The sequence below is a fragment of the Thermogemmatispora carboxidivorans genome, from assembly GCF_000702505.1.
Taxonomy (GTDB): Bacteria; Chloroflexota; Ktedonobacteria; order Ktedonobacterales; family Ktedonobacteraceae; genus Thermogemmatispora; species Thermogemmatispora carboxidivorans.
This window is the reverse complement of sequence record NZ_JNIM01000001.1, coordinates 3,978,364-4,003,806: the sequence shown is the minus strand read 5'-3', so window position 1 is coordinate 4,003,806 and position 25,443 is coordinate 3,978,364. Positions and strand designations below refer to the sequence as shown.

Here is a 25,443-nt window from a genome sequence, read left to right as displayed (position 1 = left end):
TTAGCCTTCCTGAGCGCGGGCCTGGCTGTGCGGATGCAGGGCCTCGCGCAAGACCCGATCGCGGTTAGCGGCAAACTGCTGGGCCAGGCGTGAAGCGGGAGCAATGCCATCCCAGGCGTGATAAGCGCGCGGATAGACCTGCAGCTCGACGGGGACGCCGGCGTGGGCCAGGCGCAGAGCATAGTCAACATCCTCGTCGAGGAAGATCTCGGCTGCGCCAACGGCCATAAACGCCGGAGGCAGGCCGCGCAGGTCCTGGGCGCGGGCCGCTGCCGCGTAGGGCGAAACCTCGGGACCACCGGCTGCCTCGCCCAGATAGGCCCGCCAGCCGCGGCGGTTATCCTCGCGGTTCCAGATCGGAGCCTCAGCGAACAGCTCCGTCGAGTGCGTCGCATCGCGATCGTCGAGCATCGGATAAATCAGCAGCTGGAAGACCAGCGGCACCTCACCGCGGTCGCGCGTGAGCAGGGCCAGCGCCGCGGTCAGACCGCCGCCGGCGCTGGCACCAGCGATGGCCAGGCGCGTACGATCGACGGCCAGCTCATCGGCGTGCGTAGCCAGCCATTTCAGGGCCGCGTAGCAGTCCTCTACTCCTGCCGGGAAAGGATGCTCGGGGGCCAGGCGATAGTCGACCGAGGCCACCAGGCAGCCAATGCTCTCGGCCAGGTGCTGCGCCAACAGGTCATCTTGTTCGATGCTGCCGATCACGTAGCCGCCGCCATGAATCCAGAGCAGGCCGGGCAGAGGGGCTGGCTCGCCCTTGGGACGGTAGAGACGCACGGGTACCGCGGGCGCTCCCTCTGGGCCTGGGACCTGGTGGTCTTCTTTCAGGATATTGGGCGAATCGGGGAAGCTGGCTTTGACCTGCTGCATTGCCTCCTGCAGCAGCGCGCGCGAGGCTGGCAGATTCTCCCAATTCAATTGCGGCTGCGAGAGGAAGATCTCCAGGGGAGGCAGCAATTCAGGGTCGTAGACGCGGGTCAGATCCATCTTCGGGTCTCCACTTTCTTGCGACCGTCGCAGAGGTCCTCACTGGCCCCGCGCCGGTTCGGTTCAGCGCAGGGCGCCAACTGACACGGAGCGAACGCCATCCTGGCTGCGTGCTCTGAGCGGTCAACGCTAACCGGACGGACGGCCTCCATTGAGAGAAGGAAAGAAGAGGGCAAGCGTCCAGACGAGCACGGCACTGCGCTCGCCGCTCTGAATGCCCTCCTCAATTGTACATCATCGCCCGGGTTGGCTGGCTTGCAAGCTCACCCCGCTTAGCCGGGCTGTGTGCCCAGGATGGTCGTCGAGTGATACTGCAAGATGCCGCCGTTGCCGCTGACCAGGATCAGATCGTGTTTGGGTACCTGGCGCTCGCCGGCCTGGCCGCGAGCCTGGATGATGGCCTCTGAGAGCGGCGTGAAGCCCCACATATAGTACGCCGAGAGCTGGCCGCCACCCGTATTGGTCGGCAGCGAACCGCCAGGTCCCAGCTTGCCATCGGCCACGAAAGCCCCACCCTCGCCTTTAGCGCAGAAGCCGTAGTCCTCCAGCGTCACCAGCACCGTATAGGTGTAGCAATCATAGATTTCGCAGACATCGATATCTTTCAGCTCGATGCCTGCCATATGCAGGGCCGCCTCGCCCGACTGCCTGGCCCCCGTGTAGATGCCAGGCTCGCGGTCGGTGCGCTCATCGCCTCCGGGGGCGGCCTGACCCAGACCGAGGATATAAACCGGCGGCTGACGCAGCTGGCGAGCGCGTTCGGCAGAGGTGATCACCACGGCAATGCCGCCGTTAGAGACCAGGCAGCAATCGTAGAGGCGCAGCGGCTCCACGACATAGCGCGAAGCTAGATAGTCCTCCATCGTCAAAGGGGTCCGCATCTGGGCGGCTGGATTCATCTGGGCCCAACGCCGTTGAGCAATGGCGATGGCGCCAAGCTGCTCGCTGGTGGTGCCAAAGAGATGCATGTGGCGCCGCGCGGCCAGGGCGTAGCCCGGAATGGGACCGAAGATACCGTAGGCGGCCTGCAGACCCTCCATGCCCCGCAACGAGAGCAGATCAGCCCCGTAGGCGGCACCAGCGCCCCGTGTCGGCCTGAGAGGCGCGTCGGCAAAGACCAGCACCACGACATTCGCCAGGCCGTGGGTAATAGCCATTGTCGCATACTGAATCATCGTGCCCGCCGTGGCTCCATAGGCACTCATGACATTGAGCAGGCGCAGATTCTCCAGGCCCAGCGCCGTCTGTAGCCCGGGCTGCATCTCGCGCGAGAGATTCGCATTGATCAGCAGACCATCGACCTCAGCCTTCGTCAGGCCGGCATCCTGCAGGGCCAGCTCAACGGCTTCAACAGCGAAGTCGCTGGCGCTGCGCCCGTAGATTTTGCCCATTGCCGTCATTCCCAGGCCAACGATGGCGCATTTGCCTTTAATGCTCATAAAAGATATGCTCCAGCCTCTTTCTGCTTACGTGATGAGAATCACTTTCTCTCTGCTGGCTCTGGTCGCTGGCTCCTAGCGTCCCTTCCATTGCGGCTTCCGCTTCTCAACAAAGGCGCGCGGCCCCTCGCGAAAGTCCTCTGAGGCTAGCAGGAGGCGCAGCCGCTCCTGATCGGCTGCCATTGCCTCCTCGATCGGGCGACCCAGGCCGGCCAGCACGGACTCTTTGGTCAGGCGCACGCTCAAGGGAGAGCACTCCAGGATCTCGGCGGCCCAGCGCTCCGCCGTCTCGCGCAGGCGTTCCAGTGGCACCACCTCATTCACCAGGCCGTAGTGAGCGGCCTCCTGGGCGGAGAGCCACTTGCCTGTCAGAAGCAGGCCCATCGCGATCTTGAGCGGAAGCTGCTGCGGCAGGCGATGCATACCGCCAGCGGCGGCGATCAGGCCAACGCGCGGCTCCGGCAAGGCAAAGCGAGCCTGCTCGGCAGCAATGATCAGATCGCAGGCCAGTGCCAACTCGAAGCCTCCACCGGCAGCCACGCCATTGACGGCGGCGATGATCGGCTTCGGGCAGTCCAGCCCAATCAGTCCGCCGAAATAAGCCGGCTGGCCCTCCGCGGCCTGTCGGGAGGCGAAAGGCGCCTCGCCGCGAGCGGTCGCCTCTGCCGTTGCCTTCAGGTCGTTGCCGGCGCAGAAAGCGCGCTCGCCCGCTCCGGTCAGGATGGCGACCCAGGCCGCTTCATCGGCCACAAAGTCGCGGAAAACCGCTGTCAGCTCCTGGTTGGCCGCGGCGTGGAGGGCGTTCATCACCTCGGGGCGATTGATGGTCACATAGGCGATATGATCTTTCTTCTCGTAGAGCACATATTGATAGTTCGTCACTGGTGCCTCCTCGCATCAAAAGCAGTTGACGGACCTCTGAACTGGGCTCCCCTGCTCACTTTACTGGTCGCTGTCCGGTCTGCCAGCGGGCCGGAACTTGGGAAGCGTGATCTCCTCGCTGAGCTGTTCAAAGGTGACCTCCAGCGGCATGCCGATGCGCAGCTCGTCTGGCGGGCAGCCGACGATGGTGCTGGTGATGCGCACGCCCTCGGCCAGGTCGATAGCGGCGATGATGTAAGGCAGCTCGCTGGCGAAGGCGGGATGATAGAGCTGGTGCATGAGGGCGAAGCTGTAGAGGGTGCCTTTGCCGCTGGCCGGGGTCCAGTTCAGGGCCGAGCTCCAGCACTCGGGACAGCGCGCCTTGACTGGCCAGCACCAGCGACCACAGGCGCTGCAGCGCTGCAGCATCAACTGTCGCTCTCTGGCCCCAGCGAAGAAGGGGCGCGAAGCCTCGTCTGGGATGGGAATGGGCTTCTGGAGAGCGGCGCGACCGGGATTGGCTTGAGAGTGGTTGGATTCAGTCATGAGTCGCCATCTCCTCTCAGGCAGGGCAAGTTTCTCTCCCCTGCTCAATACGGCGGGGGCAAGAGGGATGTCTCCCTTCGTTGGCGGGTGAAGTACCTCACTCGCGCCAACTCAGCAGCGCATCAAGAACCTCGATCTCTGGGCCGTGTACCCGCAACGGGTTAATTTCCAGGGCCTCCAATGAGGGGCCTAGAGCCTGGGCGAGCTGGCTGAGACGATAGATTACCTCCACGAGCTGCTCCAGATCAGCCGGTGTGGTGCCACGGGCTCCCATGAGTAGGGCCTGTCCCTGCAGCTCAGCCAGCATCTGGCGAATATCTTCCCGCGAGACCGGCAAGACTCGCAAGCTGGTATCTCGCAAAACCTCTACCCAGAGACCACCAAGGCCCACAGCCAGGACGTTGCCCCAAAGAGAATCATGCACGATACCAACGAGCAATTCCAGCCCATCGCGTCGCATTGGACTGACAAGGACACCTTCGATCCGAGCTTGAGGACGAGCGCCACGGATGGTACTGATGAGATCTTCGAAGTGGGCTGCAACCTCCTGTTCGCTGCTCAGGTTCAGGCGCACTCCTCCCAGCTCGCTTTTGTGAAGGATCTCTGGCGAAACAATCTTCAGGGCCACCGGCAGGCCAAGCTGTTGGGCCGCGGCCACTGCCTCATCGGAGCTGTGTACCAGTTGGGCTGGTACGACTGGAATGCCGTACTCCGCAAGTAGCTGACGTACTTGCCATTCTGACCAACTGCCTCTTGGCAACCCTGTGAGCCTTGCGGGCGCTGAGATGAGTGACTCAGCCTGTGAGCCACCTCGCTCTTGCTGCTCTTGAAAGCGCCGCTGGTGCTCTGCCCACCACATCGCCTTAGCCAGGGCTTGTAGCCCGCGCTGAATGCCACCCGGTAGGAGCGGCCAGCCGTAGCGATCAGCGGCCTCTCTGGCTGGCTCACTGATATCGCTGCTCACGAAGTCCAGAAGAAACGCCGGATGACGACTACTGCTGAGTCCCGCCGTAATATACTGCAGAAACTGGACAGAGAAAGCGCGTCCTTGCTCGCTTTGCGCTTCGGAGGGCAGCGGGTGGGCACAGACGACCAGGTCGATACCGGGATCAGCCCCGACGTGTTGAAGAATCTGCTCGAAGAGCTGCGGCTGATTGACAACGACCCCAGTCGTGTCAAGCGGGTTGTTGACTGCTCCCAGGGCGGGCACCAGCGTGCGCAGGGCCTCCTTGGTAGTCTCACTGAAGTCCGGTAACTCGATCCCATACTGGTAGGTGTAATCAGCAGCCAGATCGCAAGAGCCACCTGAGAGCGCTACGAAGGCCAGTCTCTTGCCCAGGGCTGTCCCTGTGTGTGTGAGCGTCTCCGCTGTAATGAGGAGCTCCTCGATGGAATCGACGCGAATGATGCCCAGCTGACGGAAGAGCGCGTCATACGTGCGATCATCGCCAACCAGGGCCCCAGTGTGGGCCTGGGCTATACGCGCGCTGTGCTCGCTCCGCCCGATCTTGAGGACCACGATGGGTTTGGCTCGTGCCAGCGCTTTCTCTGCAACACGACGAAAATAGTCGGGATGGCGCACGCTCTCCATGAAAAGGGCAATAACTTTGGTGGCTTCATCTTCTATGTAGTAGTCTATGACTTCTGAGAGGGAAATAACGGCCTCGTTCCCTGTACTGACCAGGGCGCTTAGACCAACGTGCTGAACATAGGCGTAGCTGAAAAGCGCGCTGGTCAGTGCACCACTCTGCGAGATGAGGGCCACGTGCCCTTTGATCACCGGAGGGTATGGGCTGGGCATGGCAGGGATGTCGGCAGCAACGTTAATGTAGCCCAGGCAGTTAGGCCCGAGGAGAGCAATGTCGTGAGCACGAGCGAAAGCCGCTAACTCTTGTTGCTGCCGCTCGCCCTCACCCCCAAGCTCAGCGAAGCCAGAGGTGATAACGACGCCGTTACGTACCCCCGTCTCAGCCATGTCTTGTAAGACGCCCCCAATGGCCTGGGGAGGAACAATGATCAGGGCCAGGTCAACTGGCGCGCCGATTGCACTGAGCCTCGGGTAGGCCGGCTGCCCGTGAATAGTGCCGCCACGCGGGTTCACGTAGTAGATCGGCCCGGTAAAGTGCCCATCATGGAGGACCTGGTGCAGGTTCCAGGACCATGAGGATTTCTCTGACGCTCCTATCACGGCAATGCTGTCGGGATGAAAAAGCCGTTGCAATCGCTGCGGAGAGTAGGGGGCCGTCTGTGATCCCTGTGGCCCGACTGATGGCTGCGTCATTGCGTGGCCTCCTTGTGTCATCACTGAGGAACTGAGCCGGCACCAGAGCTGAGCACCAGGCCCTCATGGGGAGCTGCCGCTCATGGCTGGCCTGCTCCGTCCTTTGGCCCGTCGACAGTCAGCTCCTTCCTGGTCTGCTGCGACGCACTACGCTGGTGCGCGTGGGCGCTGCTCCTTCGCCTTCGAAAAACAGACGATTTGTGTCTGTAATTGTACCCAAGACTGAGGAGGCTGTCAAGGGGAGGAGTAGGTGGGATAGCCAGAGGGATAGAACCACGGTGGGCGATACTATGCTACAATAGGTGACATGGGAGTGCGAAAGACTGGCACAATTGGGAGGCCGCGTGATCCGGAGCTAGAGCAGCGGGTTCACACTGCAGTGCTTGAGCTCTATAACGAAGTGGGCTGGCCTGGTCTGACGTATGACGCCGTTGCCCGACGCGCCAGTGTTGGCAAAGCCGCACTCTATCTGCGTTGGCCCACCAAAGAAAAACTCCTGCTTGACGCGCTGGAGGCGCGGACCCTGCCATTGCAATTAACCGATAGCGGCTCGGTCCGTCTGGATTTGCTCAACTTTGCGCGTCAGATGATCTCGTTCTATCTTGGGCCGGAGGGCTGGCTGGTGCTGCGTGTAGCCGTAGAGGCTCGGGCGCGGCCTGAACTCCTAGGCCCGATGCAGGAGCGTTTTGGCAGAGCCATTCTCGCGGCGCGTGCCATTGTGCATCGTGCGATTGAGAGGGGCGAATTACCACCCACTGCCTCGGCGACCCTGGTGACCGATCTTGTGGCCGGGGCGGTGCTCAACCATCTGCTAGCTACGCCCCAGCACCTCTATGAACCGATGCTGCAGCAACTGGATCACTATCTTGAGCGGCTGATTGACATGGTGCTGGCAGGTGCTGTTGCCAATTCCTAGCCTCTCCCTCGCTGACCTGGAACCAAAGGATTGAGATGGAGGACGAGGGTGAGGTCTTCACTGATGGCTTCAGCACCGCCAGTGCTATCGAGGCCATACCCCTCTCTCTATCCATTACCCAGAGCAGAGCGGGTCAACAGTGCTCCTGGCCAACGCTGGTGCTCAGGTTGAGGGCTGGCTCCAATGCTGCTTGGACTGGGCTGATCTCCTGGTCGTCCCTGTTGTAGCCTGACTCTGTGCAGGGCTTGGCCAGCTAAGGCCATCCCTCCTCTCCCTGGCGGCTTGCCTGGGCCTGCTTTTCCCCAGGCGGCGGAGTTGGCAGCTCGGCGACTGGCTCTGCTGCGGCTTGTCCGACGGTGCTCTGAGCAGGGATGGCCTGCAGATCAGCAGGCCGTGCCTCCCGACGCAGGCGCTGCCGCCGTCGCGCCCGCCACCAGCCACGTAAGGCCAGGCAGCGCCCGCCTAGCCACTGGCCGAGCAACACTGCGGCAATCCCGCCGACTAGACTCACCAACAGATAGAGAGCAGCAGCCAGCCAGCGCCCGGCGGCCAGCAACAAGACGTCTCCCAGGGCCAAGCTGCTAAAGGTCGTGTAGGCGCCCAGGAAGCCAACTGTGATCAGCAGGCGGCGGGTAGGTCCGATCAGAAAAGTGGCCTCCGCCAATACCGTGACCAGCGCCAGAGCAAAGGCGCCACTGAGATTGATCAACAAAATATCGTAGGGCCAACTCTTGCCAAAACAGGCTTGCAGGAGTGGACTGAGCCAGGCTCGCGCCAGTGTCCCACAGAAGCCGCCCAGAGCAACCATCCCCAGGCGCCGCCGTGTCGAGAGCCTCTGAGCCACTAGAGCCACCTCCCCAGAGCCAGACCGAGAGCCGCGGCCAGCAGGCCCAGCAAGGCGCTGCCAATCAGATAGAGCAGGCCCAGCCAGCTACTGCCCCCACGCAGCAGCTCTACCCCTTCCCAGCTCATCGTACTGAAGGTCGTGTAGCCTCCCAGGAAGCCGGTAGCCAGCACACTCTGTAGCGCCGCATGAAGCACATGTTCCGTCGTCAGTCCGAACACCAGCCCAATGGCGAAAGCCCCGGTCAGGTTGATCACCAATGTTCCCAGCGGGAAGGCCGTCGTCACCCGCTCCGCAATAAAGCGCCCGAGCACATAACGGCTCAAGGCTCCTAAAGCTCCCGCCAGCCCTGTGGCCAGCAACTGCCCGAATGCCACCAGCGTCATCGTGGCCACTCCTGCCAGGTTGACAGAGCCACGATCGTCACCGGCGTCACAGTAATCAGGCCGTGACGAACCATGCTCTGCAAGACAGGCAAGAAGCGCCCGATCTGCTCCTCACTGTCAACCAGTTCTATCAACAAAGGCAGGTTATCGGCAATATCAGGCAGGCGCTCACTGGCCAGGTGATGATCTGGCCCAAAGCCCTCGATCCCGCGCAAGACCGTAGCCCCGGCTATCTGGTGGCGCTGGGCTGCTTCCAGGATGGCTCGATAGAGAGGCCGGCCCTGCCACTCCTCGGCCTCACCCACAAAGATCCGCAGCCGTTTCCCAGGGCGGGAAAGCGGCTGCTGCTGAGTTATTCCGTGACCAGAACCGTTAGTATGAAGCATCATCACCATCTTCCAGAAGGACACGCAACAGATCAGAGCGTCCAACGATCCCAGCGAGGTGCCCATCATCGTCCACCACTGGCAGCACCTTCCGGCCCGTTCTCATCATCAGGGCAATCGCTTCTGAGACCGTTGCTGTGGCAGGCACGGTTACCACTGTGCGGTTCATAACCTCGCCCGCGCACCCGGCACGGTGTAGCTGAGGGCCTAAAGATGGACTGGCGCCAGAAGCGTGCTGCTCCCGACCCCGTGCCAGTCCGCTCAGCCAGGACAAGAGGCGAGGACGCAGCTCCTCCTGCAAGCTCGCCAGCAGATCGACATCGCTGATGATGCCCCTGACATGCTGCCCATCGTCAATGACCACCACGCGCTTCAGCGGCGACTGCAGGAGGGCCTCAAACACCTCTGACAGAGGGGCATCCTCGTGCACGGTAGCTACCTCGGAGCGCAGATAGTTCCTGACCGGCGCCGAGGCGGCGGAGCTGTTGGTCTGCCTCGCGACGCCTCCCATTAGTCCTGACTCCCTCTCCTCGGCTTCGCTGGCCAGGAGACTGGTGGCCACTGCGCGCAGCAGGTCTGTGCGTGAGAGCATGCCAACCAGTCGCTTATCGCGCTCCACGACCGGCAAACGACGCAGGCCCGTCTCCAGCATGAGATGAGCCGCCTCGCGCAGCGATTGCTCGGGACGCACTGTGCGCACCTGACGATTCATGACGTCTGCTGCAGTACGTGCGCTCTGTCCCGCCTGCGTCAAAGGGGTACGCATCTGGTCGGCGGTTGTTTCATCCAGAGCGAGAGCCGTGCGCACCAGGCCGCGACGCAGCGGCAGGGCACCCGTTCTGATCAGGTCACCGGTGGTAATGAGGCCGAGCAGATGCTGCTCCCGATCAACAACTGGCAGGGCACGGAATGGCCCCCGCAGCAGTAGTGTGAGTACCTGGGCTAATGGCGTCTCCGGTTCAACAGTGGTCAAATGGGTGGTCATGGCCTGACGCACCGGACGACGAGCCGGCAATCCCGAGCGCAGGAGTGGTGTTACGTGAACCACCTCGGTCTCGTGCAGGGTGATCAGGCCGCCGCGCAGCATAGCGCTCAGGCGCGGGAGCAGACGCTCGATGCGCGCTGGTTGATCGATGACCTGGATGACGATGCTGGCATCCGAAGACCAGCGTAGTCCCTGACTCGCATGCAGCCGCGCGCTTGCGCCGTAGCCAGCTATCGCCCGCATGGCTGTGGCTCCGGCACAGCCCTCCTCGCGCAGCAGCTGCAGCATGGCAACATAGAGCGGCTGCCCGTGCCATTGATCCGATTCGCCAAGGTAAATGGTAAGAACGTGGGCTTTTTCAGGTCGCACAGTTTTCCCTCTCCGGCCTCGCTCTCTCTGCTGCCTGCGTATCCTCTCTCTAATCGTTGTGTTACTTGCTAGCCTGGGATGGATCTTGTCGCCCCGCATCACCAGGTCTTGTTTGCAGGATAGCACAAAGCGAGAGTCAGTGGCAATGCTGTCCCGCTCTGCTCTGATCCGCTCTTTCCGCCAGGCGACCGGTGAAGGAGAATATAATCAGAAACACGTGAAGACAGGGGAACCTTGCCGGGCAATGACTACGTCTACCCTGAATCGACGTCAGCTCAATCGCGCCACGCTGGCTCGTCAGTGGCTCCTGGAGCGGGTTGAGGTTTCGCCGTTGGAGGCCAGTGAGCACCTGCTTGGCCTGCAGGCCCAGCTGCCTGCACCGCCTTTTATAGGACTCTGGACACGTCTGCATCATTTTCATCGACGCGCGCTGCTGGATCTTCTCCACCAGCGGAAGATCGTCCGCGCCACCCTGATGCGTGCCACCTTGCATCTAGTCAGTGCTGCCGACTATGTGCGCTTCCGTCCGGCTTTGCAGCCGGCCCTCGCGCGCTCATTGCAGTCCTTCTTTCGTCGTGGAGGTGATCCTGCGGTCCAGACCGCTGTCCTGGAGGCGGCGCGCAGCCTTCTGCAGGAAGGCCCCTCTACCTTCGCGGTGCTCCGTCAGCGTCTGGCCGAGCGTTTTCCTGAGCTAGAGCCGGCCTACATCGCCTATCTCGTGCGCATGCAGCTTCCTCTGGTCCAGGTCCCCGATCAAGGTGCCTGGGGCTTCAGCAACAACCCACACTATGCTGTTGCCTTCGACTGGCTTCGTGAAGAAGGAGAGCCGTGGCCGCCCGAGGAGGGTCTACGCTTGCTGGTACGGCGTTACCTGGCGGCCTTTGGGCCAGCCAGTCTCAACGACCTGCAGACCTGGTCGGGCCTGGGCAACCTGAAGCCGGTTCTGCGCTCAATGCGCGCTGAGCTGCACCTCTATCGCGATGAGCAAGGTCAAGAGCTATTTGATCTCCCCGATCAACCTTTGCCACCGGCAGACAGGCCTGCGCCGGTGCGCTTTCTCCCCGACTTCGACAACGTGCTCCTTGCCTATGCCAGACGCGAGCGCATCCTACCGGCCAGCTACCGTCAAGCTGTCCTGCTGCCACCTGGGCGCGTGCTGCCAACCATTCTTGTCGACGGCTTCGTTGCCGGCATCTGGACCATTCAGCGACAGCAGGGGCACAGCAAGCTCCTCATCACACCCTTCACCACGCTGTCGGCGGATCAAGGCGATGAACTCCTCGCCGAAGGGGAGCGCCTGCTGACCTTCTTAGCCCCTCAAGGAGAGGCGGGGCAATCGGAGGTCCAGATCCTGAGACCCTCCTGACCAGGCGACCCGGCCCGCTTCAGGCAGATTCTGTAGCCTGGTCCTGTCCTGGTCAGGGACCATTATTGCGGGAAACGGGCCTGCAGCAGTAAGCGAGCCAGGCGATAGGCGCCACTCCCCAGCACGATAAGGCTCCCGAGCAACGTCAGGTAAGTGCCTGGCCCGATTCCGATATTGGGTCCCGCCTCAGTTGGCATCGACCCTGCAGGAGGCCTCACCAGGTCCAGCAAACCCTCTAAGCGGAAGCCAATGCCGAGCGTATAGACTGCGATCGCCAGAACGAAAGAGCCAATGATCAAGGGAAGGGCCGGCAGCCAGACCACCAGCCGCGGATTATTCTTCAGAAACCAGGACTCTCCTGCTGCCAGAGCAGCCTGCAACACCAGCGCCAGCAGCAGCAGCCAGGTTGTCAGCCCGAAATTGGGGCCGCTGATAGAGAAATGCGCTGGCAGGAGAGGATCAAAGCCATCCAGCTGAATCCACGGCAAAAAGAAGCCCACCACGCCGGCAGCGCAGCCGATCAGCATCACCATACTCGCCTGATCTCGCCGCAAAGGCATGATGCCCTGGGCAACCAGAGTCCTGAGTGGCCACTCAGACTGTGTACGAGCGGGATCGGAGACCATCTGGCTCCTGGCGGTAGTCCCGGAACCGGCTGGCAGCTTGGAAATGCCAATGCCACTCGTGTGCGAAGCAGGGGGCTGCAACTGATGAGAGAGCGTCGCCTCTGAGGCCGGTTTCCGATCTGCCCGATTCGCAGCCTCCTGGCCGGCGGACGATGATGAGGTCTGCTCACTCTCGCTGGCCCCAGCGAGGGGGGGAGTAGTGGTTGAAACTGGCGCAGCGGCAGGCAAGGGCTGACCGCACTGCTGACAACAAGATGCTTCCTCGGCATTAGCAGCACCACAGCGAGTACAGAACATGATCACACTTCCCTGGTAAGCATTTTCTGCATCTCTCTATTCCAGCAACTTGTCAGCTGAGGAAGGAAAAACTAGAAAAACCTGGAAATCGTATTTTATCGATCCAAAGTGTATCTGGCGCTCTCTGGCTCTAGACGGGGGAGCAAAGTGAGCGTGGAGAGACAGTAGAGATACCTTCCCCACGACGACAAGACAGCCGGGCGAGCTGCCACGAAGGCGTCAAGACACTACCCGTTCCGCTCTGAGCAGCTCGCTGGCGTCTGCCCTTCCATCGCGGTGAGCATCAGTAGTGTTTTTTGATAATATCATCTGCTAGCTGCTTTGTCAATGCAGTAAGGAGAAAGTGTGCTTTCGAAGGCTAGAGTGCAAAATCTCCGAATCATTCCCTTGCCAATAGACTCTTGCCAGGCGCAGGCAGCCGCCGATCAAGATCGGGATAGGCGGACACTGCAGGCCCTTGGGCTGATTAATGGCCCCACGAACCTGATAATAGCGGCCCTCGAAATAGGCCTTCTCCTGGTCCAGGCGCCAGCCTTGCGGGACAATCACCCTGAAATCTATCGTTTGCTTGTCTCTCCTTTCTTCCTTGCGTGGGCCACTTGGGCTGCCAAAAACAGTCCTCGGCAGAGGAGCAGTCTCCCCCCTGCCAGGCTGCCGTGGGCCGATTGAGGCCGGCCAGCACCGACGCTACTAAAGCCAGGAGCAGACTTGGCAAGAGGAAGGGGCCGACACCCAGTATCGCGACGACGACACCAGCCAGGAGCAAAGCAGTGGTGAGCCACAGGATCGCTCGCCATGCGTTAGAATGGGTCTGGCTGTGCACAATTGCGCTGATGCCAATGCCAAGGATCACGAGCGCGATGAAGGCAAGGAAGTATGCCGCCGTTGCCGAGATGCCTGTTGCTACCAGACTGACCGACCGAGTGGTCGTCGGGCCAGCCGTGCCTGGTCCCGATCCGGGGGTGACCACTATGGTGCTGGTGCGGCCATACGTGCCAAGTGGTGCAAAGATCACGACGAGGAGGGCCGCCAGCCCCAGGATGCTGGCAAATGCACCGCTCAGACCCTCGATCCGCTGGAGTGTTCTCATGTTGCAGACCTCCTGATGAAACAGCGCCTTTCAGAGCTGTACCGGATGAGATTCGATGGTTGCACCTGTTTCTCATTCCGCGCAGATTCGCCTGTCGCGGGCGCTTGTGGAGCGGTTGATGAGTCTGCCGCCGGTACGCCAACCTCGATCAGCTCGGTATGCGCAACAGGATCAATCGCCACTTCGATGGCTGCGACCACTGACCCGTGGGATGCGTGCAAGTCATAAGCGTATTCGTAGTGGCTGCCGACGGCCTGGCCGTCTACAACGTAGTAGCCCGGTGCGAGAAGGTGGAGCGGCAAGCGCGTGAGATCGAAGAACTGGGCATTCGGTGTCCGATAGACCTGCGGAGACGTGATGCAGTGAACTGGACCGACGATCATTGGGACGCTGCGAGTCATGCCACACGTAGGAGTAGCTGGGGCTGCCTGGGCGACTCCTGCGCAAGAACAAGGGCCATGAGCGCGAGCGCGGCCACACATGCCCACATGATACTTTGCCTGTACATAAGAGTCTTCCCTTTCCCAAGCCAGAGTGAGGCAGTGTCTGCGCCTGCACCTACGCGCCGCCACTAACGAATGAGTCGTAGTGTAGCCAGGAAGAGCAGCCTCCGCTGTCCCACGTTGACACATACCCGCCGACGCTTCCTGACCCGTGCGCGACCAAATTGTTATCGCTGTAGGTCACGTATGTGCTTTGGAGCGCGCAGAACACATCGTTCTCGTGGACCGCATAAGTCCAGGCGGTTATACTGGTGTAGTTAGAACCCCAATAGTATCCATTGCTATGCTGGGCCTGATACCACCCGTCCCATTGATCGAACCAGGCATCCCAGTAGGAGGCCGAATCCACGTATGTTCCGTCATACGTGAAATTCATGTGATCTTGCACCCAGTTCATGACAAAGCCCGGTGGGTCATACCAGGTGGTCTGGTAATAGCCAGAGGTAGAGCGGGTGTAGGGCTGTACCAGAGGCACGTGATCAACTGCTCCACTTGCTGGCTGCTGGCCGTGCCGTTGACTGCACTGCGCTGGTTGCCGTGGCTGAATAGGTAGCCAGCGCGTAAGGTCTGCCCTCCTCTGTGAACTGACTAGAGGGGGCAGATTTCAAAACTAGAGGTGGAAGAGTTCTATGACACTGCTGGCAATAAAGAGCTTTATCATCATTTTGTGCAATACAGTAGATGCAGAACATAAACGTTACCTTCTAACTACTATGAGGCCATGTGAGGTGCAGATTGCCTCTTCCTGGCAAATCGGGGCAGTCGGCCCTTTGGGCGAACAAGCCTGCTCGCAAGCACTGCCCTGGGCCATTCACAGCTCGCAGAAGCGCCGTCCCGTGGCTGGTAGTCTCACTTGACATGGCTGGCAACGAAATCCCGCTAAAGCAGGTCGAGGAGCGTACTACCAGTTGCGGGTTTCCTCGCTCACCCACCATCCAATTTATTTATATGTATCGATTAGGTAGTATAGCACTCAGAGGAGATCACTGTCAATGCAAAATATGCAAAAGAGTCGCCAAGATCCTCTTGTCATCCAAGTGGAAGCAAGAAGACTCGGCGACATAGAAGTGTTCTCAAAGAGACAGTGGGCAGCCTTCGGGAAGCGGAATAAGTCGATCAGATCTGATATCTGGTCAGACAGACAGGCAAGTACGGGCAAAGAGCCGAAGCGCTTCGAGATTGGTAGCGGCATCCACAAAATGGATAATCAACTCCTGGATACCCAAAGCCTCATATTCAGCGATACGGGAGCGGATGGTCTTCGGAGTACCAATCAGTTGCGTACGGCGCAATTGCTCCAGATTGGCGCGCTGCTCAGGGCGCAGCTTAGCCACCGCCTCCGCCTCGCTCTCCGCGATAGCGCACTCGTCGATAATCACCGTGCGCCAGATACTCTCATAATCGCGTCCCACGGCCTCGCAGTGTTGGCGCAGCACTGCCAGCTTATGACGAACCGTTTCGACATCGCCACCGAAGTTACAGGCATCGCCATAGAGGGCCACCAGGCGCAGCGTCACCTTCTCGCCGCTGCCACCGATCAAGATCGGGATATGCGGACGCTGCACGCCCTTGGGCTGATTGATCGCGCCTCGCACCTGATAATAGCGGCCCTCGAAATAAGCCTCCTCCTGGGTCCACATGGCTCGCAGCACCTGGAGCGCCTCGCCCAGGCGTGCCAGGCGCTCCGCAGTAGAAGGGAACTCGTAACCGTAAGCGCGATACTCCTGCTCATACCAGCCGGCGCCGATCCCCAGGATCAAGCGACCGTGGCTCAGCACATCGACCGTACTGGCCATCTTGGCCAGCAGGGCTGGATGGCGATAGCTATTGCAGGTTACAATCTGCCCGATACGGACACGCTGTGTATCGCGTGCCAGGGCGGCGGTAGACATCCACGCTTCGAAGGTCACCTCTTGCGTGGGGACAGGTACCGTATGAAAGTGGTCGTAGAGCCAGATCGAGTGAAAACCGAGGGTTTCCGCCTCACGGGCGACGCGGGTCATCGCCTCATAGGCCTCCACGGGATCAGGGACAGCCACCAGGTCCAGGCGCCAGCCTTGCGGGACAATCACCCCGAAGTGCATAGTCTGCTTGTCTCTCCTTTCTTCCCTTCATTGGGCACTCACGATGACAGCGTGCTCGACAGGTCCGATGCGGGCAAGAATGCCGAACCTGCCGAGCGGATCTCTCAGCTCTGGCCAGGGCCGGGCCCGGATGCTGGCTCAGAGCCTTGTTCACCCTCGGACGCAGAGGGTGTCTGACCTGAAGCTGAAGCTGGAGTCTCGCCCGGGCCTGGCGTCTCTGCCGTGGTTGTGCGGGCGGGAGGAGGCTCCTCACTGATGGTGACCCCCTGCAGCAGTAACGCATTCGGCAGAGCAAGCAGGCGACGACTGCCATCCTCGGTCTGGATCTCTAGCGTCGTATAGGCCCCGCTCGTCGTCTGCAGCGTACCGCTATAATCGCCCAGCGTCAGCCGCTGACCGCGTCGGAACTGCTGGCGCACATAGTAGCCGGCGATCACATGGCGGGCCACCTCGCGTGTCCCAAAGGCGAATGTCAGCGCAATAGCCAGGCCCGCTGCTGCCACGATGATGGTCAGGCTGGTAGTCAGCAGCGTCGTCTCAACGCCGAGTGTCGCCAGAGCCAGCACACACAGGAAGGCCACCACCGTATACTCGATCAGCCTGCCCAACGCTCCTGCATAGGCAATATTGACATTCCGTGCGACCGCCGTTATGGTGTTGCCCAGCAAGCGAGCCAGGAGCGAGCCGAACAAGAGCAAGAGGGCGGCGCTGATAGCCCGGGGCAAGAAGAGCAGAACAGCCTGCAGAAGGTCTGCCACTGGGGTCAATCCCATCAGCTCCACGGCCTGGATCGAGAAGCTCAGCAACAGGAAGAAAAAGACCAGCTGAGCCAGCAGCTCGCTCAGAGGGATACGGATGCCGAGTGCTGCCAGCGAGCGTCTCAGCCCAATGCGTTCAAAGAGCAGCTCCAGGCGGGTCTGGCGAAAGAGGAAGCGCAACAGCCAGCGGACGAGCCAGCTCAGCAGGTAGCCGACCAACAAAACAATGAGACCGTTCACCAGGCGAGGAACGAAGGCCAGCAGGCTGGTGCCCACGCTCAGCAGCGACTGCAGTAACGGTTGCAAGCTCATAGACAACCACCACCTCTGCTGTGTACCATCAGGCGGGTTGAGTTTGCAGGCGCAGGGCGCCCGTGGTTGGATCGAGCAAGGCCCCGATCAAGTTGAGTAAATCGATCAGCCACTGCAGCAGCGTCTGAGAAGAGAGATCGAGCAATTCCAGGCTGCTCTGCTCGGTGTGAATGCGAGCCAGCAGGCGCCGTTCGAAGTCGGGAGGAAGGCGCAGGCCGGCGTATTGCGTCTGCAGCTCGTTCAGCAAGGTTCGCACCTGACGCGCCAGCTCTAGCTCGCGCTGGCACTCTGGACAGCCAGGCAGCGCAGCCTCAGCCTCGGCCTGCAACGCTGGCGGCAGCGTTCCCTCTACAAGGTCCGGCAGCAGCCGCGACAGCTCTTCACAATTCATAACTGGCGTTACTCCTCTCGCTTTTGGTGACGATTCTTCTGAGATGAAGAAGATAGAACCTGATAGATCTTTCCACAGAATTCGCCGAAAAGTTCCTTAAAAGCCAGACGTGCGCGGTGGACGCGCATCTTCACAGCGCTCAACCTGGCCTGCAGGACCTGAGCCAGCTCCTCATAGCTCATATCCTCCAGATCGCGCAGCAGCAGAACCCGCACCTGCTCGCGATCCAGGCGGCGCAGCACACGGTTAATGCAGTCGCGCAGCTCGCGGCGCAGCACCAACTCCTCGGGTGCTGGCCCTGGCGCCGGTAGCTCGCTGAGGTTCAACTCGCCTGGCTCGTCGGAGGCCTGCGAGCGAGTGCGAGCGCGACTGATCTGGATTGTCTGTTGACGCTGCCGCCGAGTCCGCTCCAGGGCATCCAGAGCTGTATTGGTCGCAATGCGATAGAGCCAGGTCGTAAAGGCGCATTGCATGTCGAAGCGCGGCAGCCCGCGATAGACCTTGAGAAAGACCTCCTGCGTCAGATCCTCGGCTTCCTCATTGTTATTGACGATCTTATAGACGAGCGTATAGACGCGCTGCATATGGCGAGCTACCAGCAGCTCAAAGCTGCTAGTGACATGAGGCAGTTCCTCTTTGCAGCGCCGCACTAGCGCCTCATCCGAGAGCGCAGTCTCTCGTTCCAAAACATCGATTGGCATTGTTCGGTACTCAAGCAAAAGCAGACTGGCAAAGGCACCCCTGGCGAGGATGTTCACAGTGGCAGAGCAGCCGCTGTTACCTCTAGCGTGCAGTAGGGCTGCTGGCAGTTTCATCTCCCCTACTGCTCTCTTATCCGCGCCAGTCAGTTGGGCTGGGTGGTCCTTCTCTCCCTGCGATCCTGGTGCTCACCTGCCCCTGCTCTGGCTGGCTGCTCTTCTACCGGGCGTGCTTCATTATAGAGAGCTGCTGCGCTCCTGTCCAGTAATGACGCTGGGGAGAGACTGGCCCAGACCAGCCCGGACCGGCTTGGCCTGGTTCACCGCTCAGGCGCGGGAAGCCGAAGATCACTCCTTCTCTACCCGTATCGTTATCTCATCATCACCTGGGCCTGCTATCCTTGAAAGGGTCGCTCTGAGAGTGCGTCACTTGTGTGGTCAGAGGCTCTCTGAAGACAGGTGTTGAAAGGTGTTTGGGTATGCAGCGCTTGCGCCGTGTGGTCTATAATACCCTGATCTCCCTGGGAGGCCAGGTCATTACCTGGACCTCAACCTTGCTGTTGACGATAGCCTATGGGCGCTTCCTGGGCGATGTGAAGTTTGGAGAACTCTATTTCGCGATCACGCTCGCCCTCCTGGTCGGTTTCCCAATGGAGCAGGGCTTTAACCAGCAGCTGACGCGCGATGTCGCTCAGGAGCCAAGCCGGGCTGTACGCTATCTGGCGAATACCCTGCTCATCAAGGCTGTTGCCTGGGGCCTGCTCTATGGCTTGCTCCTGCTGATCCCCTGGCTGTTGCACTATGATCACGAGGTACGGCTGCTGGTGATGATCAGCGGACTGACGTTGCTCTGGACGGGTATGGGGACGGCCTTTGCCGCTGCGCATTATGCCTTTGAGCGCAATGTGGCGCCGGTGGTGGGCACAATTTTGGAGAAGGCTTCTTCCGCCCTCTTGGGCTATCTCTTCCTTAAGAATGGGGCCGGGGTAATGGCGATGGCCTGGATTCTCTGCGGGGGAGCGCTCTTGAATATGCTCTGGCAGGCCCTCTGCTTCTTTCGCTGGGTTGGCTTCCGTCCGCTCTGGGATGGGAGAACGATCCGCCTGCTGTTGCGCTCCAGCCTGCCTTTCCTGATCTACGGCGTGCTGGGGGTGCTCTACTATCGCCTCGACGTGATCCTGCTTTCGTTCCTGGGTAACGACGCTATGGTCGGCTGGTATGGGGCTGGCTATCGCCTCTTCGATACCTTGAATTTCCTGCCCAGTCTGGTAATCGCCGCCATTATGTACCCTGTTTTTTCGAAGCTGGCTGTGCAGTCGCAGGATGCTCTGCGCCTGGCGATCGAGAAGTCGCTGAATTTTCTCCTCTTCTGTAGCATTCCGACCGCGACGCTGATGGTGGTGGCGGCTCCTAACATTATCGGCTTTCTCTACCATCGCCCTGAGTTTATCCATACCTTTGCTGTCCTCCAGTTGCTGGCCCCTGGTCTGGTCTTCCTCTACGTGAATATGGTTCTCAGCACGGTCCTGGTGAGCATCCATCAGGAGCGCAAGATGACGCTGATGGCCGGAGTGGCGCTGGTCTTTAATCTCTCCCTGAATCTGCTCCTGATCCCTCTCTACCAACAGAATGGGGCGGCCCTGGTGACCTCGCTGACGGAGCTGCTCTTTATCGGCCCCTTCCTTGGCTTCATCCCTCGGGCCTTGTGGCCACGAGCGAGCCTGGTCGTAGCTCTGAAAGCGCTGGGGGCCAGCCTGGTCATGGCTCTGGTGGTCTGGCTCTTGCGCTCGTGGTCGATTCTGGCCCTTACGCCCGTGGCAATCGCTGTCTATCTGGCGGCGGCAACCGTGCTGCGGACGATTCCTCGCTCTGATCTAAGGACCCTGATTGAGGCGGTGCTCCATCGTCGCGGCGGGAGTGGGGAAGAGCCGGCGGCGGGGGTGCTGCTGGCTCCAGAGGCTGTGGTAGAGGCCGAGGGTGAACGGCAGAATCAGGGCGAGGCAGTGGCCGGCGCGGGTGAAGCCATTGTTCCGGCTCAGGATGACGAGGAGACGGATCGGCTGCCAGTGGTCCGGCGCCTGGCGAAGGGGGCAGAGGCCGGCCAGGCTTCGCTGAAGGCTGTGGTAGAGGCCGAGAGCGGACGGCAGAATCAGGGCGAGGCAGTGGCCGGCGCGGGTGAAGCCATTGTTCCGGCCCAGGATGACGAGGAGACGGATCGGCTGCCAGTGGTCCGGCGCCTGGCGGAGGGGGCAGAGGTCGGCCAGGCTTCGCTGAAGCTGCTGAGCTGAGCCGGGGGCCTGGCTGCGAGCGGACGAGCGAGCGAGCGAGAGCGGCCTGTGCTAAGGAGGGGGCAGATGAGACGAGGCGCTGCATTTCCCTTCCCCGCAAAGCAAAAGGGTGCAGGACAAAGGGCAGTTTGACGCCTGGAAGGCTACTGTAGAGAACAAGAGGCAGTGAAGTGAAGCCACGCTAAGGCTGTGGTAAGGCTGTGGCTACTGCCAGAGTCCGTAGGGGCGCAGGGCCTCGAACCAGGCGCGATTAATGGCGACGATGCCGGCGGCGTTGGGGTGAACGCCATCCTCGCTGAAATAGGCCGGATGGGTGCGGAAAAGGGTGTAAAGGTCTGGTCCCCTCATCAGCCCAGCGCTCTGCGTAATGTCCAAAACAACGCTGTTCAGCCGCTGGATCTCTGCATTTAAAGCGTCGCCATCGCCGGGCCTGTTGCTTGCCGGAGCCAGGGCCAGGATCGGTACATGGCCGGCCTGTTGAATGCGTGTCACCAGGCGCTGCAGCGTCTGGCGATAGGTGGCCGGATCAACCTGACCGAAAGCATCGTTGGTTCCCACTTCGATCAGCCAATAGTGCATGTCGGGATTGAGTGACAGAAACGTATCGACTTGCTGGAGCATCCCAGCGCTTGTCTGTCCACCGATGCCGCCGTTGACCAGAGCGGGAAAGTCATTAGGATAAGCGGCATGGACCAGGTCGGGGAGAGCGGGCCGATTCTCGTTGAAGCGGTTGAAGGCCAGAGCCGAGATCGACGTTCCCATACAAAAGAAGGTATCGTTGAGGGAGGTCTGGGAAGAGGCATCGAAGAGATCGATCTCATCGATCAGAAACTCATGCTCGCTATTGCCCGGCTGAACGCCGGTCACGGTCATCTTGACCCAGGACATCCCTGTGAAAGGGAGCAGGTGCTCACGGTTGCGGGCCCGGTTAGCGCTGACGGTCACCAATGTTTTCCAGGAGCCGTCGGAGCCGTTGGTGCTATTGGCAGAGACGGAAAGGGTATAGGAGCGGGGAGCGGAGCCGTTATCGCTGAGGTAGTCGAAGACATAGTCACTGGCCCAGACGAGGAGCAAGCGCGAGGGACCGCTGCCCACATGGATCGCGCACCAGGCGGGGAGGGAGCGCTGAGTGCCGTGCCAGAAAGCCCAGTTTCCGTAGTGGCCGTCGACAATGGCTGCTGGCCCGCCGGGGCCATCGTCATTAGCCGAGCAAAAGACGGGCATGCCGAGCGAGATCAGTGGGCTGGCGCGTGCTTGCGTAGGCGTCGGTTGTGACTGCGCAGAGCCGGGATAATACTGAGCAATGAAATTCTTCATTGCATAGTATTGTGGTCGTGGGGCGTTCGTATCCACATCGAACAAATCCAGGTGGCCGTAGCCTGCGTAGCTGGCGGCGTCGAACTGGCAAGCGAAGGTCAGGCCAGAGCGAACCATAGCCTGCAGGGCGCGGGTCGTAAAAGCCGACATAAAGTCGCTCTTCTCGCCGTAGGCTGGGGGAGGATTGCCAGGATCGAAATTCCACTCCGTAATCCCCACGGGAAGGTCGCGCCCCAGAATCTGGCGAGTCAAGGAGCGCACGCCCTGGACTGCCTCGGCTGCGCTGTCGGCCAGCTTCAGACAGTTGCTCTCGCTATCCTGCCAGCACGGATACCAGTGGAAGCTGATCGCGTCGGGAAGCACTCCCGAAGAGCGTACTCCCTGCAAGAAGGAGCGCAGGAACTCTGTGGCGCTGGGCTGGCTGATCACCGGCCCGATGAAGCGGGCGCGTGGGTTCAGCTGGCGCAGCTGGGGGATCACGCTATTCCATTGTTTCAGATAGCTGGCGCTAGAGATCCCATTGTAATCCGGCTCATTGCCGAACTCATAGAGCAGGCAGCGAGAGCCGGCATAACTCACCACATGTTTCAGGAAGGCCACATCGAAAATATTAAACAGCACTCCCAGGCAGGTCATGCCACTCTGCTCGACCGTGCGCAGGCGCTGCTCAAGCTCAGCATCGCTGGTGGCATGATTATCGGCCAGGCTGTGGTCAAAGAAAAAGGTACGCATCAACGTAAAGTGGGCTGCCTTGAGGGCCGCCTGAAACGTAGGATTCGTCTCAATATTATTGTCGCTCCACTCCTGTGTATCGTTCGTGCCAAAGAGCAGAGATGAGACCCCATCTTTCCAGCGCTGCTGGCCGGGCAGTTGGAGCGACGAAGGGGGAGCCGTTGCCTGGGCGGTAGCATTAGGCGAAGGAGCCATGTTCCCGAGAGGATTGCAGGCAGCGAGCGTGGTTGGCACCAGGAAAAACAAGAGGGCCAGGCTTGTGACCAATTGAGCTTTGAAAGTTGCCTGACAGCGACCTGGGACAGCGTGCCTTGTCATGCTCTTGCCTCTCTGCGGTGTTCCCCTGATTAGGATCAGTATCTGTTTCTCTCTCTGCGCAATCAATGCAACTATATCATTGCTTCGTGGTAGTGGCGTGTATCCTGTGGTTGTAACCTGGTTGCCATTGTGGAAGTGGCCGGGGGAGCCAGATGGAAGAAAGCTGGGGGAGGAGCTGGCGGAGAGGGTGAGCATTTGGGTCGAAACCCTGGTACAGCCGGCAGGCCCGTTGGCCGGGGGGAGAGAGAGGGCGGAAGCCTTCCTGTCCTCCTCTCCCAGGTCAGCGGACCCGCGGGTCGCAATCCAGGGCTTACAGACGGGGGAGCCTTACCTGCCGGCTTCAGGGCGTGGCTGAGTTGGCTGAGTTGGCTCAGTGGCCGGGCCGTTCTCGCCGGCAGGGAGCGGCTGGCCGCTCTCGCTTGCTGGGATGGCCAGCATACCACTGCGGTTAAGCAGGCGGCGGGCTGCCTCCTGGCCGCCGAGACCGAAGGCCAGGCCGAAGGCCAGGGCCGTGCCGCCGACCACCGCTGTGAAGAGGATATTGAGCAGCGAGGGGGCGATCTGCAGCTGCTCCAGGGCGATCAGCCCGGCGAAACCGATGAGCGCATAACGTGCCACCGAGGCGAAGAGGGCCGGATTGCCCACGCGTGTCGTGGCCGTCAGGCCGCGCACAATATCAGCGACGACACTCGCGGCCAGCAGGCCCAGGAAGAGCACCAGCACTGCCACGAAGACATTAGGAATATAGGCGATCAGCTCATTGAGGATATTGCTGACGGTGCTCAGTCCCAGAGCGTCGACGGCGGGCACCAGGAAAATCAAGAAGATGAACCAATAGACGATGGTGCCGAGGATCGCCACTACATCGAAGCGCATCCCGGTATTCTGCTCTAGACGTGCCAGGCCGATGCGTGCTCCCAGGCGTTCGAAGCCGATCCGCCGCAAGACAAAGACCACCGTGCGCCTCAGCACGCTGGCAATAAGCCAGCCAATGAGTAAGATGACCAGGAAACCGAGGAACTTAGGAATGAAAGTGAGCACCAGATTCAAGGCATTGGCAAGTGAGGTCAGAAAAGCCTGACCGATGTTGTTGACGACTGGCATAGGTTTTACCCTCCTTCACAGACAGCGACTGACTGACCGATTGTTCGCTTGGCTATCGAACCAGCGGGCAGCTTGCCCTCCTCTTAGTCCTGGAGCAGCTGCCAGCTAGCGTTTGCTGCTGCTCTACACGTCCCCTTAGACGGCAAGGGGTCAAAAAAGTCACACCCTCTTCCGCAGGCTGCTGAGCAGAGCCGATCTCTGTGAGCGGCAGGCCGAAGACTTCGGCGCTGTTTATGCGAGGCTGAGCGCCATTGTTCCGATGGCGTCTGGCCTCGTCCATGCGATACAATCAAAAGGCTAGTGCCACCAACAAGACACTATTGGCGTAGGAGACCTCATCAGGAAGGAGAGTAAGGCGAGAAAGATGGAGTATCGACCGCTGGGACGAACCGGCTGGCAGGTATCAGCCATAGGCTTTGGGGCCTGGGCTATTGGAGGAGACGCCTGGGGGCCGACCGATGATCATCAAGCACTGGCGGCCCTGCATCGGGCCATTGACTGGGGCGTCAACTTTATCGATACTGCCGACGTCTATGGCGACGGGCACTCCGAGCAGCTCATTGCCCGTGTGCGCAAAGAGCGACGCGAGCCGCTCTACGTTGCGACCAAAGCCGGGCGGCGTCTGAATCCCCACACTGCTGATGGCTACAACCGTCAAAATCTGACAGCCTTCGTCGAGCGCAGCCTGCGCAATCTGGAGACCGAGGCCATCGATCTGCTCCAGCTCCACTGTCCCCCCACTGAGGTCTATGACCGACCCGAGGTCTTTGGCATTCTGGATGATCTCGTGCAGCAGGGCAAGATCCGTTTCTATGGCGTCAGCGTTGAAAAGGTTGAAGAAGCTCTCAAGGCCATTCGCTACCCCAACCTACAGAGTGTCCAGATTATCTTCAATATCTTCCGTCATAAGCCTGCCGAGCAATTCTTTGCGGTGGCCCAGGAGCGGCAGGTAGGCATCATTGTGCGTGTGCCGCTGGCCAGTGGGCTGCTGACTGGCAAATTGCGCCGCGATAGCCAGTTTCCCCCCAACGATCATCGGACCTACAACCGTCATGGCGAGGCCTTCGATCAGGGCGAGACCTTCGCGGGGGTCGACTACGAGACTGGTCTGCAGGCGGTTGAAGAGCTGCGTCCCCTGGTCCCTGCTGGGATGACCATGACTCAGTTTGCCCTGCGCTGGATACTGATGTTCTCCCAGGTATCCACCGTCATCCCCGGTGCTAAGAATCCAGAGCAGGCTGAAGAGAACAGCCGTGCTGCCGACCTGCCGTTGCTCAGTGAGGAGACCATGCAGCGCGTGCGCGAGCTATACGAACGGCGTATCAAGTCGCTGGTCCATGACCGCTGGTAGAGAAGGGGCCTGCGCTGCTCGTCAGGCAGCAGGGCTACCGACCTGGGTGCTGCTGCCCTGGCGAGTGGACAGACAAACCACAGCGTGCCGCTCTGGCCTGACCTTCTGGGCCAGGTCGGAGCGGTAGGTCGTGCTTGATGCTGACAGCCAGTCTCTGGTATACTTCCGAAAAAAACTGCCTGGTAGCTTTCGGCGCGATCAATGT

21 protein-coding genes and 1 pseudogene are annotated in these 25,443 nt (G+C 60.6%); 5 read left to right on the top strand and 17 right to left on the bottom strand.

The annotated features are described in order from the left end of the window. The 5 genes from N688_RS15730 to N688_RS15710 all read right to left on the bottom strand — a co-directional run bounded on the left by N688_RS15730 (window position 1) and on the right by N688_RS15710 (window position 6,117). Complete coding sequence (locus tag N688_RS15730) at window positions 1-990, bottom strand: alpha/beta hydrolase (protein WP_081838907.1); 990 nt, start codon at window positions 988-990, stop codon at window positions 1-3. A 272-nt stretch (window positions 991-1,262) separates the two neighbouring features. Then, on the bottom strand, window positions 1,263-2,429 hold the full coding sequence (locus N688_RS15725) for a thiolase family protein (RefSeq protein WP_052890167.1): 1,167 nt from the start codon (window positions 2,427-2,429) through the stop codon (window positions 1,263-1,265). A gap of 75 nt (window positions 2,430-2,504) precedes the next feature. Further along, window positions 2,505-3,311: an enoyl-CoA hydratase-related protein gene (locus N688_RS15720; protein WP_052890166.1), complete on the bottom strand. Its 807-nt coding sequence runs from the start codon at window positions 3,309-3,311 to the stop codon at window positions 2,505-2,507. Window positions 3,312-3,371: 60 nt separating this feature from the next. After that, window positions 3,372-3,836, bottom strand: a complete 465-nt coding sequence (locus N688_RS15715; RefSeq protein ID WP_052890165.1) for a Zn-ribbon domain-containing OB-fold protein — start codon at window positions 3,834-3,836, stop codon at window positions 3,372-3,374. A gap of 97 nt (window positions 3,837-3,933) precedes the next feature. Next, entirely contained in the window at window positions 3,934-6,117 is a 2,184-nt protein-coding gene (locus tag N688_RS15710; protein ID WP_052890164.1) for an acetate--CoA ligase family protein, read from the bottom strand. Between the two features lie 307 nt (window positions 6,118-6,424). On the opposite strand from N688_RS15710, the gene N688_RS15705 reads away from it, so the two are divergent. Further along, a complete protein-coding gene (locus tag N688_RS15705; protein WP_081838905.1) occupies window positions 6,425-7,033 on the top strand; it encodes a TetR/AcrR family transcriptional regulator in 609 nt (202 codons plus the stop codon). Window positions 7,034-7,286: 253 nt separating this feature from the next. Here the strand turns inward: N688_RS15705 and crcB (N688_RS15695) are convergent, their stop codons facing one another. The 4 genes from crcB (N688_RS15695) to N688_RS22920 are packed head-to-tail and all read right to left on the bottom strand — an operon-like array spanning window position 7,287 to window position 10,003. Continuing rightward, window positions 7,287-7,877, bottom strand: a complete 591-nt coding sequence (gene crcB, locus N688_RS15695) for a fluoride efflux transporter CrcB (RefSeq protein ID WP_052890161.1) — start codon at window positions 7,875-7,877, stop codon at window positions 7,287-7,289. Then, window positions 7,877-8,263 carry a fluoride efflux transporter CrcB gene (gene crcB, locus N688_RS15690; RefSeq protein WP_052890160.1) on the bottom strand — a complete coding sequence of 129 codons (387 nt, stop codon included), beginning with the start codon at window positions 8,261-8,263 and terminating at the stop codon, window positions 7,877-7,879. The genes crcB (N688_RS15695) and crcB (N688_RS15690) overlap by 1 nt, the downstream gene beginning before the upstream one ends. Beyond that, on the bottom strand, window positions 8,260-8,652 hold the full coding sequence (locus tag N688_RS15685; RefSeq protein WP_162179576.1) for a DUF190 domain-containing protein: 393 nt from the start codon (window positions 8,650-8,652) through the stop codon (window positions 8,260-8,262). Before N688_RS15685 ends, crcB (N688_RS15690) begins: the two co-directional genes overlap by 4 nt. After that, window positions 8,636-10,003 carry a DUF190 domain-containing protein gene (locus tag N688_RS22920; protein WP_052890158.1) on the bottom strand — a complete coding sequence of 456 codons (1,368 nt, stop codon included), beginning with the start codon at window positions 10,001-10,003 and terminating at the stop codon, window positions 8,636-8,638. Before N688_RS22920 ends, N688_RS15685 begins: the two co-directional genes overlap by 17 nt. A 244-nt stretch (window positions 10,004-10,247) precedes the next feature. Between N688_RS22920 and N688_RS15675 the strand changes: the two genes are divergently transcribed. Continuing rightward, window positions 10,248-11,369 carry a winged helix DNA-binding domain-containing protein gene (locus N688_RS15675; RefSeq protein WP_052890157.1) on the top strand — a complete coding sequence of 374 codons (1,122 nt, stop codon included), beginning with the start codon at window positions 10,248-10,250 and terminating at the stop codon, window positions 11,367-11,369. Between the two features lie 62 nt (window positions 11,370-11,431). On the opposite strand, the gene N688_RS15670 is transcribed toward N688_RS15675, so the two are convergent. Both N688_RS15670 and N688_RS24035 read right to left on the bottom strand, forming a co-directional pair. After that, window positions 11,432-12,292: a zinc ribbon domain-containing protein gene (locus N688_RS15670; RefSeq protein WP_156025455.1), complete on the bottom strand. Its 861-nt coding sequence runs from the start codon at window positions 12,290-12,292 to the stop codon at window positions 11,432-11,434. A 417-nt stretch (window positions 12,293-12,709) separates the two neighbouring features. Continuing rightward, window positions 12,710-12,811 (bottom strand): annotated as a pseudogene (locus N688_RS24035) (LLM class F420-dependent oxidoreductase); the annotation flags it as partial. 341 nt (window positions 12,812-13,152) lie between these two features. Between N688_RS24035 and N688_RS24030 the strand changes: the two are divergent. Continuing rightward, window positions 13,153-13,398, top strand: a complete 246-nt coding sequence (locus N688_RS24030; RefSeq protein WP_420341006.1) for a hypothetical protein — start codon at window positions 13,153-13,155, stop codon at window positions 13,396-13,398. A 1,620-nt stretch (window positions 13,399-15,018) separates the two neighbouring features. Here the strand turns inward: N688_RS24030 and N688_RS15650 are convergent. From N688_RS15650 to N688_RS15635, 4 genes are all read right to left on the bottom strand, one after another. Then, entirely contained in the window at window positions 15,019-15,969 is a 951-nt protein-coding gene (locus tag N688_RS15650) for an LLM class F420-dependent oxidoreductase (RefSeq protein WP_052890152.1), read from the bottom strand. Window positions 15,970-16,073: 104 nt separating this feature from the next. After that, window positions 16,074-17,039 (bottom strand): mechanosensitive ion channel family protein, encoded by a 966-nt coding sequence (locus tag N688_RS15645; protein ID WP_052890151.1) that lies wholly within the window; start codon window positions 17,037-17,039, stop codon window positions 16,074-16,076. A 28-nt stretch (window positions 17,040-17,067) separates the two neighbouring features. Next, window positions 17,068-17,430, bottom strand: coding sequence for an anti-sigma factor family protein (locus N688_RS15640; RefSeq protein WP_052890150.1), 363 nt, complete (start codon window positions 17,428-17,430; stop codon window positions 17,068-17,070). 8 nt (window positions 17,431-17,438) lie between these two features. After that, entirely contained in the window at window positions 17,439-18,131 is a 693-nt protein-coding gene (locus N688_RS15635) for an RNA polymerase sigma factor (RefSeq protein WP_162179575.1), read from the bottom strand. Window positions 18,132-18,607: 476 nt separating this feature from the next. Here N688_RS15635 and N688_RS15630 point away from each other — a divergent pair, with 476 nt between their 5' ends. Next, complete coding sequence (locus tag N688_RS15630; protein ID WP_052890148.1) at window positions 18,608-20,416, top strand: flippase; 1,809 nt, start codon at window positions 18,608-18,610, stop codon at window positions 20,414-20,416. A gap of 204 nt (window positions 20,417-20,620) precedes the next feature. Here the strand turns inward: N688_RS15630 and N688_RS15625 are convergent, their stop codons facing one another. Continuing rightward, window positions 20,621-22,783 (bottom strand): GDSL-type esterase/lipase family protein, encoded by a 2,163-nt coding sequence (locus N688_RS15625; protein WP_052890147.1) that lies wholly within the window; start codon window positions 22,781-22,783, stop codon window positions 20,621-20,623. 327 nt (window positions 22,784-23,110) lie between these two features. Continuing rightward, window positions 23,111-23,887, bottom strand: a complete 777-nt coding sequence (locus tag N688_RS15620; protein ID WP_052890146.1) for a mechanosensitive ion channel family protein — start codon at window positions 23,885-23,887, stop codon at window positions 23,111-23,113. A gap of 364 nt (window positions 23,888-24,251) precedes the next feature. On the opposite strand from N688_RS15620, the gene N688_RS15615 reads away from it, so the two are divergent. Continuing rightward, window positions 24,252-25,238, top strand: coding sequence for an aldo/keto reductase (locus N688_RS15615; RefSeq protein WP_052890145.1), 987 nt, complete (start codon window positions 24,252-24,254; stop codon window positions 25,236-25,238). Window positions 25,239-25,443 lie beyond the last annotated feature (205 nt).

What these genes read in the sequence shown, in the direction of transcription:
- N688_RS15730 (WP_081838907.1), bottom strand. Translation starts at nt 990, where the DNA reads ATGGATCTGACCCGCGTCTACGACCCTGAATTGCTGCCTCCCCTGGAG.
- N688_RS15725 (WP_052890167.1), bottom strand. Translation starts at nt 2,429, where the DNA reads ATGAGCATTAAAGGCAAATGCGCCATCGTTGGCCTGGGAATGACGGCA.
- N688_RS15715 (WP_052890165.1), bottom strand. Translation starts at nt 3,836, where the DNA reads ATGACTGAATCCAACCACTCTCAAGCCAATCCCGGTCGCGCCGCTCTC.
- N688_RS15710 (WP_052890164.1), bottom strand. Translation starts at nt 6,117, where the DNA reads ATGACGCAGCCATCAGTCGGGCCACAGGGATCACAGACGGCCCCCTAC.
- N688_RS15705 (WP_081838905.1), top strand. Translation starts at nt 6,425, where the DNA reads ATGGGAGTGCGAAAGACTGGCACAATTGGGAGGCCGCGTGATCCGGAG.
- crcB (WP_052890160.1), bottom strand. Translation starts at nt 8,263, where the DNA reads ATGACGCTGGTGGCATTCGGGCAGTTGCTGGCCACAGGGCTGGCGGGA.
- N688_RS15685 (WP_162179576.1), bottom strand. Translation starts at nt 8,652, where the DNA reads ATGATGCTTCATACTAACGGTTCTGGTCACGGAATAACTCAGCAGCAG.
- N688_RS15675 (WP_052890157.1), top strand. Translation starts at nt 10,248, where the DNA reads ATGACTACGTCTACCCTGAATCGACGTCAGCTCAATCGCGCCACGCTG.
- N688_RS15670 (WP_156025455.1), bottom strand. Translation starts at nt 12,292, where the DNA reads ATGTTCTGTACTCGCTGTGGTGCTGCTAATGCCGAGGAAGCATCTTGT.
- N688_RS24030 (WP_420341006.1), top strand. Translation starts at nt 13,153, where the DNA reads ATGAAGGCAAGGAAGTATGCCGCCGTTGCCGAGATGCCTGTTGCTACC.
- N688_RS15650 (WP_052890152.1), bottom strand. Translation starts at nt 15,969, where the DNA reads ATGCACTTCGGGGTGATTGTCCCGCAAGGCTGGCGCCTGGACCTGGTG.
- N688_RS15645 (WP_052890151.1), bottom strand. Translation starts at nt 17,039, where the DNA reads ATGAGCTTGCAACCGTTACTGCAGTCGCTGCTGAGCGTGGGCACCAGC.
- N688_RS15640 (WP_052890150.1), bottom strand. Translation starts at nt 17,430, where the DNA reads ATGAATTGTGAAGAGCTGTCGCGGCTGCTGCCGGACCTTGTAGAGGGA.
- N688_RS15635 (WP_162179575.1), bottom strand. Translation starts at nt 18,131, where the DNA reads ATGCCAATCGATGTTTTGGAACGAGAGACTGCGCTCTCGGATGAGGCG.
- N688_RS15630 (WP_052890148.1), top strand. Translation starts at nt 18,608, where the DNA reads ATGCAGCGCTTGCGCCGTGTGGTCTATAATACCCTGATCTCCCTGGGA.
- N688_RS15625 (WP_052890147.1), bottom strand. Translation starts at nt 22,783, where the DNA reads ATGACAAGGCACGCTGTCCCAGGTCGCTGTCAGGCAACTTTCAAAGCT.
- N688_RS15620 (WP_052890146.1), bottom strand. Translation starts at nt 23,887, where the DNA reads ATGCCAGTCGTCAACAACATCGGTCAGGCTTTTCTGACCTCACTTGCC.
- N688_RS15615 (WP_052890145.1), top strand. Translation starts at nt 24,252, where the DNA reads ATGGAGTATCGACCGCTGGGACGAACCGGCTGGCAGGTATCAGCCATA.